Raw genomic sequence first — 14,690 nt, 5'->3', positions numbered from 1 at the left:
TACAGCGCGGGGGGCCGGTCAAGGCTTTCACTTCGCCTCCGCCCTCAGAGGGCGCTCGGGCCGGCCCAGCCCGGCCCGAAGCTCCACCCTGAGCTCGGCCTCCACCTCGGCGATCTCAGCAGCCATCTTGAGGCCGGCCTTCGTGGCCGAGAGCAACCACACCCGCCGATCCGAGGCGTCCGGAAGCCGGACCAGCAGTCCACGCTTGCTGAGATTGTCAACGATCGTTCCGGCAGGACGCCACCGCCTGCTCGACGATGGAGCTCACGCGCAACCACTACGCACGAACCGCGATCCCGAGGCATGATCGTGAGCAGCACGACCCTCGGCAACACCGTAGGGGCCGCGGCCGGGGTAGCCAGTTGCCGAGGCCTCCGCACAGCAGAGTGGGGCGACCCGGTCCACTACGTGGAAGAGGCAGGGAATGTCTGAGCCCGATCAGCCGGGCGATGCCCAGCAGCATCGCGAGGCACGTCTACCCCTGGCCGGCATGCGCATCGTCGAGATCTCCTCGTTCGTCGCGGCCCCGCTGGGCGGTATGACACTGGCCCAGCTCGGCGCCGAGGTCATCCGGGTCGATCCGCTCGGCGGCGCACCCGATCACCACCGGTGGCCGCTGGCGCCATCGGGCACCTCGCTGTACTGGGCCGGGCTCAACAAAGGCAAGAAGTCCGTGACCGTCAACCTCCGGTCCGAGGAGGGCCAGGCATTGGTGACTCGGCTGATCACCGAGTCCGGCCCGGACGGCGGCATCGTGCTGACCAACGCTGTAGGCCGAGACTGGCTGAGCTACGACCACATCGCCGCGCGGCGTCCCGACGTGATCCATGTGCAGATCGAAGGCCACCACGACGGCACGCCGGCCGTCGACTACACGGTAAATGCCGCAGTGGGCTTCCCGATGGTCACCGGCCCTGAAGGGCATGCCGATCCGGTGAACCATGTCCTGCCAGCTTGGGACATCGCCTGTGGGCTCTATTCCGCGGTCGGTATCCTGGCCGCGGACCGCCACCGAAGGCTCACCGGTCGGGGGCAACGCCTGAGCGTCGCACTCTATGACGTCGCATTGGCGGCGGCGGGCAATCTCGGGTTCCTCGCCGAGGCCCAAGTCAGCCGCGTCGTCCGCAAGCGTTACGGCAACTACCTCTACGGCGGTTTCGCTCGCGACTTCGTCACCCGTGATGAGCGGCGGGTCATGGTCGTCGCACTCACCAAGCGGCACTGGACGGACCTGTTGGCCGCTACTGATCTCACGGATGTCGTCGAGACTCTCGAGAAAAGCCTGGGCGTCGACTTCTCGACCGAGGACGACAGATTCGAGTACCGCGAAGTTCTCGCAGGTCTGCTGTCCCGGTGGTTCTCCCGAACCGATTTGGCCTCCGTCACCACCGTACTGTCGAAGACATCTCTGCTCTGGTCCACTTACAACACCTTCTCGGACCTCGTCGAGGATCGCTCTGACGGCTCTGACAGCGCAACAGTGCCCGGCGGGCCGATGATTGCCGAGAACCCGATGATCCATCTCATCGACCAGCCCGGAGTCGGCCCGCACCTTGCCCCCGGCATCCCCATCGCACTTGACGGAGAGAACCGCCGACCCGAGCGCGCGCCGGTATTGGGCGAACACACCGACGCGGTCCTGCGCGGCATCGGATTGTCCGACCGTGACCTCGACGATCTGCTCGACCGCGGCATCGTCTCCTACCCGTAGGCCCTCGGGCCACACGCAGAGAGCGGAACGGACGGCTGGCGACAATCGGAATGTCGTACCTAGCCTTCACTCAATGGGCTCTACTGCCGGATCCACCACCGGACTCGAGTTACGTCGCCGCGATCCGGTCCTACCTGGCAACCGCCGCCAAACATGGCATCGGGTTTCTTCATGCATTGACCGAGCTCATTCAGGGCCGTCCCTGGCTGCCCGCATAACCTGATCGGTCACGGGATCGGTTGGCGTTGATCTGCTCGTGGTTGGCCATCGCCCACTCGGCGAGCGCCATCACCAGCGGCACCAGCGTCCGGCCCAGCTCGGTCACCTCGTACTCGACCCGCGGCGGCACCTCGGCATAGGCGGTGCGCGCGACCAGACCGTCCTCGACCAGATGCTTGAGCGTCAGCGTGAGCATCCGCTGCGAGATGCCGGCGACGGCCTCCTCCAACTCGCCGAACCGCAGCGGCCCAGCGCGCAGGGTGCCGATCACCAGCAGGCTCCACTTGTCGCCGATCCGGTCCAGCACCTCGCGAACCGCGCCGCCGTCGCGGATCCGCGGCGGGTAGTCCGTCTTCTGCGTGACCTTCGCCATACTCGAGGCCCCTTTCCTGGACACATACATCGATGTGCCTTTTGCAGCCGCCCCCATGCGCACAGACCATCAGGCTACGCACAAGCGGTAAGGATTGGGGAATACGGTGAACATCGCACTGTGGATAGTCCAAGGCCTGCTCGCACTGGTCTACCTCGCCGCGGGCGGGCTCAAGGTCGCGCGGCCGCGCGAACAGCTGGTCGCATCGGGCAACTTCGACTGGATGAAGGACTCGTCGGACGCCGGGGTGAAGGCGGTCGGCCTGGTGGAAATCCTCGGCGCGCTCGGCGTGATCCTGCCCTGGCTGACCGGGATCGCGTCGATCCTCACCCCCATCGCCGCGATCGGCCTGGTCGTCGTGCAGATCGGCGCGCTCCGGGTGCACCTGGTCCGCAACGAACGCCAACCGTTGCCAGCCAACATGCTCCTGCTGCTACTCGCCGCCTTCGTCGCTGTCGGACGCTTCCTCGGCTGACCCACTTCGTCTGTACCTGAACAGTTACCGGAACTCCAGGTCGCAGGAAGACGGCGGACCGACAAAAGGCTGCCTCTGCAGGATTGCCCATGGCAGACGCGGCGGATCTCGTCCTTGATGGGCGCGCATCATGGTACCGGGAATGGCGGGTCGAGCCGGGACCGGAATGAAGGCGTCGGTCCACACCGTGCACCATGACGGCACCCGGCTGACACTTCCAATCACCTCCACCGCGGCCCGCTGACCGATTCGACGATTGCCCTGTCGAGCGACGTTTCCAGTCCGGCCGGGCGGGTGAAGGTGCCGACGTGCAGGTGGTAGGCATCGTCGATGGGAATGGGCACCTGGCGGTTAGCGCCGGTCGGGTGTTGGGGTGGCATTGTCCCGTTCCGGGACCGGGTTCTCCGACGCCGTGTGCGGAGAGTCGTCTGCGGTCCCCCCGGCCAGACTCGGGTTCCGCCGGACGGCTACCAGGCTGGCGACCGCGGTGATCGCCAGGACTCCGACGATGACCAGCAACGACACCGCGATGCTGACCTCGGGGACCTGGATCGGCTGCCCGTCGTTGAGGAAGGGCAGCTGATTCTCGTGTAGCGCGTGCAGCACCAGCTTCACGCCGATGAACCCGAGGATGACGGCGAGGCCGTACGACAGGTAGATCAGCTTCTTGAGCAGCCCGCCGAGCAGGAAGTACAGCTGGCGCAGCCCCATCAGCGCGAACGCGTTGGCTGTGAAGACCAGGAAGGGCTCCTGGGTCAGGCCGAAGATCGCGGGGATCGAGTCGAGGGCGAACAGCAGGTCGGTGACCCCGATCGCGATCATCACGATGAGCATCGGGGTCACCCAGCGCTTGCCGTCGAGCTTCACCGTGGTCTTCGAGCCGTGGAATTCCCCGGTCACCGGCAGCACGCGGCGCACCAGCGAGACGATCTTCGGTTCCTTCCACTCCTCGTCGTCGCCGCCCACGCCCTGCCGGACCATGTTGGCCGCGGTGTAGATCAGGAACGCGGCGAAGATGTAGAAGATCCAGCTCAGGGCGTTGATCAGCGCCGCGCCGGCGCCGATGAACGCGCCACGCATGATCAGCGCGATCGCGATGCCGAGCAGCAACACCTGGTGCTGGTGGATCGCCGGCACCGCGAACGACGACATGATGATCACGAAGACGAACAGGTTGTCGACCGATAGTGAGTACTCGGTGATGTACCCGGCGAAGAACTGGCCGGCGTACTGCCCACCGGCGAAGGCCCAGATCCCCAGGCCGAAGACCACGGCGAGCGCTACGTAGAAGAGCACCCAGCGGGTGGCTTCGGAGATCGTCACCGCGTGCGGTCTCCGCGAGACGATCACGAGGTCGATCAGAATGATGGCGATGAGGCCGCCGATGGTGGCGAACCACAACCACGGGGGAACGTTCACAGGACTCCAGACGAGACATCGAGGGTCAACCGAGGTCTCCCGACCGGGCGCGATGACCGGCCGATGGGACCGCGCCGGAGCACTCCCCTGCGGTGCGATGCCCTGCGGACCTGGACGGCGTGCGCACCAGGATGCGAACTTGCTACGAGAGACTCTTCAGCTCAATCCAGGTCGATGGGCTGGTGGGCGCCGACCTCCGCGTCGGAAAGATCCTCGAACTCGACGATCCCGTCGATCTCGAGGCCCATCGCGATGTTGGTGATCCTCTCGAGGATGATCTCCACGACGACCGGCACCCGGTGTTCGGCCATCAGTTTGGCCGCCTCCTCGAAGGCGTCGCCGATCGCGCCAGGCTCGCGAACGCGGATGGCCTTGCAGCCCAGACCTTCAGCCACCTTGACGTGGTCGACGCCGTACTCGCCGACCTCCGGCGAGTTGATGTTCGCGAACGCCAGCTCGACCTGGTAGTCCATGTCGAAGGCGCGCTGCGCCTGCCGGATCAGGCCCAGGTAGGAGTTGTTCACCAGGACGTGGATGTAGGGCAGGTTGAACTGTGCCCCGACCGCCAGCTCCTCGATCATGAACTGGAAGTCGTAGTCACCGGAGAGCGCTACCACCGTCGCATCCGGCTCGGCGACGCAGACTCCGAGGGTGGCGGGGACCGTCCAGCCCAGCGGGCCGGCCTGGCCGCAGTTGATCCAGTGGCGGGGATTGTAGACGCGCAGGAACTGGCCCCCGGCGATCTGCGACAGGCCGATCGTGGAGACGTAGCGGACGTCGCGCCCGAAGGCGGCGTTCATCTCCTGGTAGACCCGCTGGGGCTTGACCGGGACATTGTCGAAGTCGGTGCGGCGGTGCATGGTGCGCTTGCGGTCGCCGCAGGCACCCACCCAGTCCTCCCATGACGGGAGAGTTCCCGCGGCCCGGCGATCCCGCGCGGCCTCCAGGAGCTGCTCCAGAGCGGCCTTGGCGTCGGAGACGACCCCGTAGTCGGGTGGGAAGACCCGGCCGATCTGGGTCGGCTCGATGTCGACGTGCACGAACGTACGACCGCGGGTGTAGGTCTCGATGCCGCCGGTGTGCCGGTTGGCCCAACGGTTGCCGATCCCGAGCACGAAGTCGGAGGCCAGCATCGTCGCGTTGCCGTAGCGATGTGCGGTCTGCAGACCGGCCATGCCCGCCATCAGCCGGTGGTCGTCGGGGATGGTTCCCCATCCCATCAAGGTCGGGATGACCGGCACGCCGAGCAGCTCGGCCAGCTCGACCAGCTCGGCGGAGGCGTCGGCGTTGATGATGCCGCCACCTGCCACGATGACCGGACGCTCGGCGGCGGTGAGCATGTCGAGGACCTTCTCGGCCTGCGCTCTGGTCGCCTTCGGCTTGTAGACGGGCAGCGGTTCGTAGGTGTCGATGTCGAACTCGATCTCGGCAAGCTGGACGTCGAGCGGAAGATCGATCAGGACCGGGCCCGGCCTTCCGGACCGCATCAAGTGGAAAGCCTGTTGGAAGGTGCCGGGCACCTGTGCCGCCTCGAGCACGGTCGTTGCCGCCTTGGTGACCGTTTTCGCGATGGACGCGATGTCGACGGCCTGGAAGTCCTCCTTGTGCAGCTTGGCCACCGGCGCCTGCCCCGTGATGCAGAGGATCGGGATGGAGTCGGCCCACGCCGAGTACAAGCCGGTGATCATGTCAGTGCCGGCCGGACCCGACGTGCCGATGCAGACCCCGATGTTGCCGGCGCGGGCCCGGGTGTACCCCTCGGCCATGTGCGAGGCCCCCTCGACATGGCGGGCCAGCACGTGCCGGATGCCGCCGTGGTCGCGCATCGCGGAGTAGAAGGGGTTGATGGCGGCACCGGGAAGTCCGAACGTCTGGGTGGCGCCCTCGCGCTCCAGGATCAGGACGGCGGCGTCGACTGCGCGCATTCGTGCCATGACGACTCTCCTCGTGGATGGTGCAGTGGGTGCGGGCGTGCCAGGGCCCTAGTTCCGGCCGGACAGCTCGTCGACGAGCAGGCGCAGCGCCGAGTGGTCGAGCGACCCGTGACCGCGGGCCCGCAGAGCGCCCATGAGCTGTGCGACGACGGCGCCGAGCGGGATGGCCACGCCTGCCTCGCGGGCCGCCGAGGTCACGATGCCGAGGTCCTTGTGGTGCAGGTCCACCCGGAAGCCGGGCGCGAACTCGCGCGCGATCATGCCCGCCGCCTTGCGGTCGAGGATCCGATTGCCGGCCAGGCCGCCTGCCAGGACCTTCACCGCCGCCTCGGCGTCGACGCCGTGTGCGTCGAGGAACACCAACGCCTCGGCGACGAGCTCGATGGTCCCGGCGACGATGAGCTGGTTGGCCGCCTTGACCGTCTGGCCGGCCCCGGCTGGTCCGACATGGACGACCGTCGACCCCACGGCATCGAGCACCGGGCGGGCGGCCTCGACGTCGTCGGCCGAACCACCGACCATGATCGACAGACTCGCCTCGATCGCGCCCGCCTCGCCCCCGGAGACCGGCGCGTCGACCGCACGGATCGCACGCCGGCCGGCGAGCTCGGCGAGCCGGACGGACACATCGGGTCGGATCGTGCTGGCGTCGATCCACAGGCTGCGCGGGCGTGCGTTGGCGACGATGCCCTCCTCACCCAGGACGACGGCCTCCACGTCCGGCGAGTCGGGGAGCATCGTGACCACGACGTCGGCGGCGGACACCGCGTCTGCCACGCTCTCGGCGGCGCGGCCGCCCTGAGCGACGAGCGCCTCGGTCTTGGCCTTGCTCCGGTTGTAGCCGACGACGTCGTATCCGGCCTTGACCAGGTTGACGGCCATCGGGCTGCCCATGATGCCCAGGCCGATGACGGCCACCGTCGTCTTGTCGCTGCTCATCTCGGCTCCTTCTCGGTTCTGTTCCTCGGATCAGCGACCGGCCGCGCGGCGGTCACGGGGCAGCCAGGCGAACGGGTCGTCGCCCGTCGCCTTGTACTCGAGGCCGACCGGTCCCGAGTAGCCGGCGGCCTCCAGCGCGGCCAGCCAGGTGTCCAGCGGAAGATCACCCGTCCCGGGCTCCCCCCGGCCCGGCGCGTCGGCGATCTGCACGTGACCGGTGCGGCCGGCGTACGCGGAGATCGCGGCGGGAACGTCGTCCCCGTTGACCGCGAGGTGGTAGAGGTCCGCGAGCAGCAGCACGTTGTGTACCCCACTCGTGCGCCCGAGCCTCTCGATCACGGCGATCGCGTCAGCGGCGGTCGTGAGCGGGTAGGCGGCCACGCCACTGACCGGCTCGATGACGATCCGGCCACCGATCGCACCGAGTACGGACGCGGCCCGGGTCAGGTTCGCGAGCGCGGTCTCGTCCTGCTGCTCGGGCGAGACGCCATCGAGCCGGTTGCCGTACAGCGCGTTGAACGTGTTGCAGCCGAGCCGCTTGGCGATATCGGCCACGACGTCGACGTTGTCCTGGAGCTCCTTCTCCCGGCCGGTCCAGGAGACGAGGCCCCGATCACCCGCCGGCATGTCGCCTGCCGCCAGGTTGAGCCCCGTAAGCCGGACGCCCGCGTCGTCGATCGCCCGGACGAACGAGTCGACCTCGGTGTCCGCCGGCACCGACTCGGCGAACGGCCACCAGAACTCGACGGCATCGAACCCCGCGGCCCTGGCCGCCGCCGGACGTTCCAGGACTGGCAGGTCGGTGAGAAGGATCGAGCAGTTCACGGCGTAGGTGAGACCGTGAGTCATCGCGCTTCCTTTCGTATCACGGAATAACTTTTCCGTCGCAGAGAGCCCACGGGGGCTCCGGGTCGCGAGCGTGACGGGGTCAGCGACGCAGAGCGACCGGATTCGACAGTGCGCCGAGTCCGTCGATCTCGACGGTCACCCGGTCCCCGGGGACCATCGGGCCGACACCGGCAGGACTGCCGGTCAGCACGACGTCACCGGGTCGAAGCGTGAACCACCGCGTCACGTAGGCGATGATCTCCGGCACTCCGAAGATCATCTGGTCGGCGCACGACTGCTGCACCACCCGGTCACCCAGCCGCGTCGTGATGGTGAGGGAGCCCGGTTCGGGGGGCTCGGTCTCGATCCAGGGGCCGAGCGGGCAGAACGTGTCCGCGCTCTTGGCCCGTGCCCACTGGCCGTCGGCCCGCCAGTCGTGGGCGGTGACGTCGTTCGCGCAGGTGAAGCCGAGAACGTGGTCCATCGCGTCCTCCGGCCGGACCTCTCGGGCGAGCGTTCCGATCACGACGGCCAACTCCGCCTCGTACTCCAGTCGCTCGACCTCGGGTGGCGCCTGGATGGCGGCCCCGGGACCGATGACGGAGTTGGGCGCCTTCAGGAACAGCGCCGGGCGTTCCGGCCAGGGGCGCCCCTTCTCCTCGAGCTGGCAGGCGTAGTTGCTGCCCACGCAGACGACGGTCCGCGGGTCGCAGGGAGCCAACAGCGTCACCTCGTCGAGCCGGGCGACAACATCCCCGGCGGCGTTGTCGCCTTCCCCCTCGGGGCCGAACGCGTGGACGAGGTCGCCCGTGGGCGAAGGCTCGAGAACCCCCCGGCCCTCCCGGCCATCGAGTTCGTAGCGGATGATGCGCATGAGGCCTCTCAGCTGCGTGGAGCCGCACCCGCGAGTGCCTCGCGGACCAGCTCGAGCGGATGCCACGCGGTCCGGCCGACCCCGTGGAAGATCTGCTGGCGGCACGAGACGCCCGTTGCCGCGACGATCGTGTCCTCGGGTTCCGACTCGATGGCCGGAAACAAGCGGTCACGTCCGACTGTCATCGAGGTCTCGTAGTGCTCGGCCTCGAACCCGAACGATCCGGCCATGCCGCAGCAGCCCGAGTCGATCTCGACGACCTCCAGCCCCGGGATGCGCCGCAGCAACGCCATCGTGGCCGCGGTGCCCACCTCGGCCTTCTGGTGGCAGTGGCCGTGGAACACGACTCTCCGCCCACTGAGCCAGGATCTCTCGTCGAGCCGGAGTCGCCCCTCGTCGATGGCTTCGGTGAGCAGCTCCTCGACCTGCCGCACCCGCTGCTTGACCTGTTCCACCTCCGGCATGTCCGACAGCAGCGCGGCCGTCTCGTCGCGCAGAGTGAACACACACGAGGGCTCGCACCCGACGATCGGTGATCCGGGCTCGGTGTCCCGGGCGAGCGAGGTGACCAGGCCTGCGGCCTTCTTCCGTGCGTCGTCGAGCAGTCCCTTCGACAGGCTCGACCGGCCGCAGCAGCCGCCACTGGCCATCTCGACGTTCCACCCGGAGGCCTCGAGCAGCTCGATGGCGGCCTTGCCGACATGCGGTTCGGTGAACGTCGTAAAGGAGTCGGCCAGCCAGTTCACCGTCCCGACCGTGCCCGGCGCCGGCCGGCTCCGGTCACGACCGCGGCGCTTGTTCCAGCGGACGAGGTTGTCGCGGGCGAACTCCGGCAGCGGCCGCACGGCGGCGATCCCGACGGTGCGCTCCATGATCGCGCGCATGAAGCCCAGCCGTCCCGGCAGGTTGGATATCGGCGCGGTAGCCGAGCCGAGCCGGTTGAGCAGCCGGATGGCACCGAAGATGCGCGACCGCATCGGCGTGCCGTGCACCTGGTGGTGGTGATGCAGCGTCTCGGCCTTGAGCGCCGCCATGTCGACACTCATCGGGCATTCGCTCTTGCACGCCTTGCACATCAGGCAGAGATCGAGGATCTCGTGCAGCCGGTCGTCGGCGAGCGCGGTATGGGGGTCGGGCTCGGACAGCGCCTTGACCAGCGCGTTGGCCCGCCCTCGAGTGGAGTGCTCCTCCTGCAGGGTCACCTGGTAGGAGGGACACATGACCCCGGCCGTGGTCTTGCGGCACAGGCCGATGTTCATGCAGCGGTCGGCCGCGTCGCGCATCCCGCCACCGACGACCTCGAACTGCAGCATCGTCTTCAGCGGCGCCGCCGGCGTGAGCGCGTCGCGGTCCCGCAGGTTCTCGGTCATGGGTGGGGCGTCGACGATCTTGCCGGGATTCATCAACCCGGCCGGGTCGAACAGCTGCTTGACCGTGCGCATGGCCTCGTAGAGCTCGTCGCCGAAGATCTCCCGGTTGAACTCACTCCGGGCGAGGCCGTCTCCGTGCTCGCTCGAGTTGACCCCGCCGTACTCGGTGACGAGGTCCTTGATCTTCCCCGCGACGACTCGCATGGTCTCGACCTGCGCCGGGTCGGTGAGGTCGACGAACGGCCGGATGTGCAGGCAGCCCACCGAGCAGTGCCCGTAGAAGCCGGCCTCGAGCCGGTGCTCGTCGAGGATGTCCTTGAAACGCTTCGTGTACTCGGCCAGGTGCACCGGGGCCACCGCGGTGTCCTCGATGAACGCCAAGGGCCGTCGTGTCCCCTCGCCTGCAGACATCAGCAGCCCGAGACTGGACTTCCGGACCTTCAGCAACGCGCTCTGCTCGGCTGCCGTGACGGCCTTGAGCGTGTGATAGCCGTGCCCGTTGCGTTCCCACAGGGCTGCCACGTTGTCGAGCTTCTCGACGAGCTCGGCCTCGTCGTCGCCGGTGAACGACACGAACAGCAGCGCCGCCGGGTCGCCGACGAGGTGGTGGCCCAGGTCCGCGTACTCGATCTTCTGCCGGGACAGGTCGAGGATCGTCTTGTCCATGAGCTCGACCTGGTGGGGGTGGCAGCGGAGCGCGTCCTCGGTCGCGGATATCGCGGCGTGGGTGGTCGCGAAGTGGCCTACCGCGTAGACGGTCTTCCTTGGCTTGGGCACCAGGTCGACCACCGCGCGGGTGGCGACGACCAGGGTCCCCTCCGCTCCGACGACGAACTTGGCCAGGTCGAACGGGTTCGCCTCGCCGTAGCCTGCCAGCCGATCCAGTCGATACCCGCAGGCTCTCCGCCAGAACATCGGCATGCCCGCCGCGATGGCCTTCTCGTTGGCTGTCACCAGCGCAGGCAGGTCCCGGTAGATGCGGCCCTCGAGGGTGTCCGCCTCGGCCCGGCGCCTGCGCTCGTCCTCGTCCACCGGTTCGAAACGGGTGCACGATCCGTCGGAGAGGACGACGTCGAGGGCCCGGACGTGATCGATCGTCATGCCGAAGGTCAGCGAGCCGCTGCCCGCCGAGTTGTTCCCCAGCATGCCGCCGATGGTCGCGCGATTGCTCGTGGATGTATCGGGCCCGAACATCAGCCCGTGCTCTGCGGCAGCCTGATTGAGCTGGTCCTGAACGACCCCGACCTCGACCACGGCCGTCCGGGCGTCCGGGTCGATCTCGAGGATCCGATTCATGTGGCGCGAGAAGTCGAGCACCAGGCCGGGCCCGACCGTCTGGCCGGCGAGGCTGGTACCGGCACCCCGGGGAACGACCGGGACACCGAAGTCGGCGGCCGTCCGCACTACCGCCACCACGTCGTCCTGGTCACGCGGAAACACGATCCCGGCGGGCATGATCGAGTACATGCTCGCGTCCCGCGAGAAGAGATGCCGGGTGTAGTCGTCGAAGGCGACCTCGCCCGACACGCGCGACCGAAGGACGCCCTCCAGATCGGTCTCGCGCTCTGCCCGACGGTCACTGTCGGTCAGCTCGGCGGCCATGATGGTCAACCTCTCGCGTCGATACGGGCGGACGGGGGGTGCGAGCGCGACGGACGCAAGCCAGGGTCAGGCGGCCTGCAGGCGCTCAAGTGCAGCGGCGAGGCCGCGCCCATCGGCGGGGACCCCCGCCAGGTTGAGCCCCATCTGCACACCGGCGAGGGTCCCGGCGAGCGTGAGGTCGTTGAAGGCGCCGAGGTGACCGATCCGGAAGATTTTTCCGGCGAGCTTGCCCAGGCCCGCTCCCAGCGACATGTCGAACCTGTCGAGAATGACCGCACGGATCTTGTCCGCGTCGACTCCCTCCGGCACGAGCACCGCCGTCAGCGAGCCGGAGTGCTCACGCTCGTCGAGGCAGAGGACCTCCAGGCCCCATCCACGCACAGCCGCGCGAGTCGCTTCCGCGTGGCGGGTGTGGCGGGCGAAGACGTTCGGGAGTCCCTCCTCGTCGAGCAGCCGCAGAGCCTCCTTGAGGCCGTACAAGAGGTTCGTGTTCGGCGTGTACGGAAAGAACCCCCGCTGGTTGGCCGCTAGCATCGGCTCCCAGTCCCAGAACGTCTTGGGCAGGGTCGCCGACTTCGACGCCTCGAGAGCCTTGTCGCTCACGGCGTTGAAGCTCAGGCCCGGCGGGAGCATCAGCCCCTTCTGGGATCCGGCGACCGTGACGTCGACGCCCCACTCGTCGTGCCGGTAGTCGATCGAACCCAGCGACGAGATGGTGTCGACGAGCAGCAGGGCCGGGTGCCCGGCCGCGTCGATCGCCGCACGGACGTCGGCGACCCGGCTCGTGACGCCCGTGGACGTCTCGTTGTGCACGACGCACACGGCCTTGATCGTGTGCGCAGTGTCCGCCGTGAGCTTCTCGGCCACCACCTCGGGGCTGGCCCCGTGCCGCCAGTCTCCGGGCACGAAGTCCACCTCGAGCCCGAAGCCACGTGCCATCGCCTGCCACAGAGTGGAGAAGTGACCGGTCTCGAAGCAGAGGACCTTGTCTCCCGGACTCAGCGTGTTGACCAGCGCCGCTTCCCATGCTCCGGTGCCGGTGGCCGGGTACATGATCACCGGGTTCGTGGTGCCGAAGACCGGCTTGACGTCGCGGAGCAACTCAAGGCCGAGGGCTGCGAACTCGGGCCCCCGATGGTCGATCGTCGGCGCCGACATCGCCCTCAGCACCGAGTCCGGCACGTTTGTCGGCCCCGGGATCTGCAGGAAGTGGCGACCTGTCGCATTGGTCATGTCTGTCCTCCGAACTGTGGACGTCAACTCGGCCTGAATCCGCAGAGCGGAAAAGTTATACCGTCTGGCGAACTGTAGCTGGCGCACCGCCCGGCGTCGAGGGCCCCCCTGCCGCCCTGCCGCTCGGACGGGCAGCGATGAGCCGACCACGTCTTGACGAGCCGACGTGACGTAGAAGATACTCGCTCGCGGAATTCCTTTTCCGCATCGCGGTTCGATGAGCGTCTCTCGCCCACTCCCCGGACGCCCACTCCCCGACATCGCGTCACCGCCGACCCTAGGGGGATCACATGTCGATACAACTCGTCACGATTGTGGCGTTGGCTCTGGTGTTCTTGATAGCCACGCTGCTGCCCGTCCACATGGGCGTGCTGGCGTTCGTCGCGGCGTTCATCGTAGGGACCGCCTTCGCCGGTCAGAGCACCGACGACGTTCTGGCGGGCTTCCCCGGCGATCTGTTCATCATCCTCGTCGGTGTGACGTTGCTCTTCGCCATCGCGAAGGGCAACGGAACCGTCGACTGGCTGGTCCGGGCCGCTGTCCGCGGGGTCCGGGGCCGGATCGCCCTCATACCGTGGGTCATGTTCCTGGTCACGGCCACCCTGACGGCCGTGGGTGCGGTCGTGCCCGCCGCCGTCGCGATCATCGCCCCGATCGGCATGGGCTTCGCGACGCGGTACCGGATCAACCCCATGCTGATGGGGCTGCTGATCATCAACGGAGCCAGCGCCGGCGGATTCTCGCCCATGAGCATCTTCGGCAGCATCGTCAACGGGGTCGTCGGGCGGAACGCCCTGCCGAGCAACCCAGGCCTGTTGTTCCTGTCCTCCTTCCTGTTCAACCTTGCGCTCAGCGTGGTCGTGTTCTTCCTCTTCGGCGGTCGCGAACTGCTGAAGCGCCAAGCCTCCGCCATCAGCCTCGCCCCCGCGCGCGACCAGGCGGACACCGTGCGTGTCGGCGCCGGGGTACCGGGAAGCGGGGGTGTCGGTGCAGCGCCGGACGAGCCCGGACCGGCTTCCCCCACGAGCGACGCCCCCTCCGGCACGGGACCCGGGACCCGGGACGAGACCGATGAGAAGCCTGCCCCGCTGACCCGCGACCATGTCCTGACCCTCCTGGGTCTGGCCGCCCTGGCAGTCGGAGCCCTGGCGTTCGGACTCGACGTGGGTGTCACCGCCCTCACCGTGGCCGCGCTGCTCTCGCTCGCCTCGCCGGCGTCGGCGAAGGCCGCGGTCGCTCAGGTGGCCTGGCCGACGGTGCTGCTGATCTGCGGCATCGTCACGTTCGTCTCGCTGATGGAGAAAGTCGGGACGATCGACTGGCTCGGCCATATGGTCACGACGATCGGCTCGCCCCTACTGGCTGCGATCATCATCTGCCTCATCGGTGCTGTCGTCTCCGCGTTCGCCTCGACCACGGGCATCCTCGGGGCTCTCATCCCGCTCGCCGTACCGTTCCTGCTGGCCGGCCAGATCGGCGCGGTCGGCCTGATCATCGCGCTGTCGATCTCGGCGTCGGTGGTGGACTCGTCTCCCTTCTCGACCAGCGGCGCGCTCGTCGTCGCCAACGCGCCGGACGCCGGGCGCGAGCGGGTCTTCCGAGGACTGATGGCGTGGGGCTTCAGCATGTGCGCCGTCGCTCCGATCGCGACGTGGCTGATCTTCGTCGTCCCGGGATGGTTATAGCGGCGCGACCCGGCGGGGGGGGGGGGGG

General features: G+C 68.2%; 12 protein-coding genes and 1 pseudogene. 4 read left to right on the top strand and 9 right to left on the bottom strand.

Annotated elements, in window-relative coordinates; all coding sequences use genetic code 11:
- Positions 1-27: 27 nt before the first annotated feature.
- Positions 28-162 carry a hypothetical protein gene (locus ABD143_RS19215; protein ID WP_343979920.1) on the bottom strand — a complete coding sequence of 45 codons (135 nt, stop codon included), beginning with the start codon at positions 160-162 and terminating at the stop codon, positions 28-30.
- Positions 163-424: 262 nt separating this feature from the next.
- Between ABD143_RS19215 and ABD143_RS19210 the strand changes: the two genes are divergently transcribed.
- Positions 425-1,711 (top strand): CoA transferase, encoded by a 1,287-nt coding sequence (locus tag ABD143_RS19210; protein WP_343979917.1) that lies wholly within the window; start codon positions 425-427, stop codon positions 1,709-1,711.
- A 29-nt stretch (positions 1,712-1,740) separates the two neighbouring features.
- Positions 1,741-1,929: pseudogene (locus ABD143_RS19205) on the top strand (CocE/NonD family hydrolase); the annotation flags it as partial.
- Here ABD143_RS19205 and ABD143_RS19200 read toward each other — a convergent pair.
- Positions 1,902-2,303, bottom strand: coding sequence for a winged helix-turn-helix transcriptional regulator (locus tag ABD143_RS19200; protein WP_343979914.1), 402 nt, complete (start codon positions 2,301-2,303; stop codon positions 1,902-1,904). The pseudogene ABD143_RS19205 and the gene ABD143_RS19200 overlap by 28 nt on opposite strands.
- Before the next feature lie 106 nt (positions 2,304-2,409).
- Here ABD143_RS19200 and ABD143_RS19195 point away from each other — a divergent pair, with 106 nt between their 5' ends.
- Positions 2,410-2,778 carry a DoxX family protein gene (locus tag ABD143_RS19195; protein WP_343979911.1) on the top strand — a complete coding sequence of 123 codons (369 nt, stop codon included), beginning with the start codon at positions 2,410-2,412 and terminating at the stop codon, positions 2,776-2,778.
- 351 nt (positions 2,779-3,129) lie between these two features.
- On the opposite strand, the gene ABD143_RS19190 is transcribed toward ABD143_RS19195, so the two are convergent.
- From ABD143_RS19190 to ABD143_RS19160, 7 genes are all read right to left on the bottom strand, one after another.
- Positions 3,130-4,197 (bottom strand): TerC family protein, encoded by a 1,068-nt coding sequence (locus tag ABD143_RS19190; protein ID WP_343979908.1) that lies wholly within the window; start codon positions 4,195-4,197, stop codon positions 3,130-3,132.
- Positions 4,198-4,358: 161 nt separating this feature from the next.
- Positions 4,359-6,131, bottom strand: coding sequence for a glyoxylate carboligase (gcl, locus tag ABD143_RS19185; RefSeq protein ID WP_343979905.1), 1,773 nt, complete (start codon positions 6,129-6,131; stop codon positions 4,359-4,361).
- Between the two features lie 48 nt (positions 6,132-6,179).
- Complete coding sequence (locus ABD143_RS19180; RefSeq protein WP_343979901.1) at positions 6,180-7,070, bottom strand: 2-hydroxy-3-oxopropionate reductase; 891 nt, start codon at positions 7,068-7,070, stop codon at positions 6,180-6,182.
- A 30-nt stretch (positions 7,071-7,100) separates the two neighbouring features.
- A complete protein-coding gene (locus ABD143_RS19175; RefSeq protein WP_343979898.1) occupies positions 7,101-7,919 on the bottom strand; it encodes a hydroxypyruvate isomerase family protein in 819 nt (272 codons plus the stop codon).
- A 79-nt stretch (positions 7,920-7,998) separates the two neighbouring features.
- Positions 7,999-8,772: a fumarylacetoacetate hydrolase family protein gene (locus tag ABD143_RS19170; protein WP_343979895.1), complete on the bottom strand. Its 774-nt coding sequence runs from the start codon at positions 8,770-8,772 to the stop codon at positions 7,999-8,001.
- 8 nt (positions 8,773-8,780) lie between these two features.
- A complete protein-coding gene (locus ABD143_RS19165; RefSeq protein ID WP_343979892.1) occupies positions 8,781-11,744 on the bottom strand; it encodes an FAD-binding and (Fe-S)-binding domain-containing protein in 2,964 nt (987 codons plus the stop codon).
- Positions 11,745-11,810: 66 nt separating this feature from the next.
- Positions 11,811-12,977 carry a pyridoxal-phosphate-dependent aminotransferase family protein gene (locus ABD143_RS19160; protein ID WP_343979890.1) on the bottom strand — a complete coding sequence of 389 codons (1,167 nt, stop codon included), beginning with the start codon at positions 12,975-12,977 and terminating at the stop codon, positions 11,811-11,813.
- A 290-nt stretch (positions 12,978-13,267) separates the two neighbouring features.
- On the opposite strand from ABD143_RS19160, the gene ABD143_RS19155 reads away from it, so the two are divergent.
- Positions 13,268-14,662, top strand: a complete 1,395-nt coding sequence (locus ABD143_RS19155) for an SLC13 family permease (RefSeq protein ID WP_343979887.1) — start codon at positions 13,268-13,270, stop codon at positions 14,660-14,662.
- The last annotated feature ends 28 nt before the right edge of the window (positions 14,663-14,690 follow it).

It is taken from the genome of Pseudonocardia aurantiaca, from assembly GCF_039526725.1.
In the GTDB taxonomy this organism is placed as follows: domain Bacteria; phylum Actinomycetota; class Actinomycetes; order Mycobacteriales; family Pseudonocardiaceae; genus Pseudonocardia; species Pseudonocardia aurantiaca.
The sequence above is the reverse complement of the archived record's forward strand: the minus strand, read 5'-3'. Positions and strand labels throughout refer to the sequence as shown.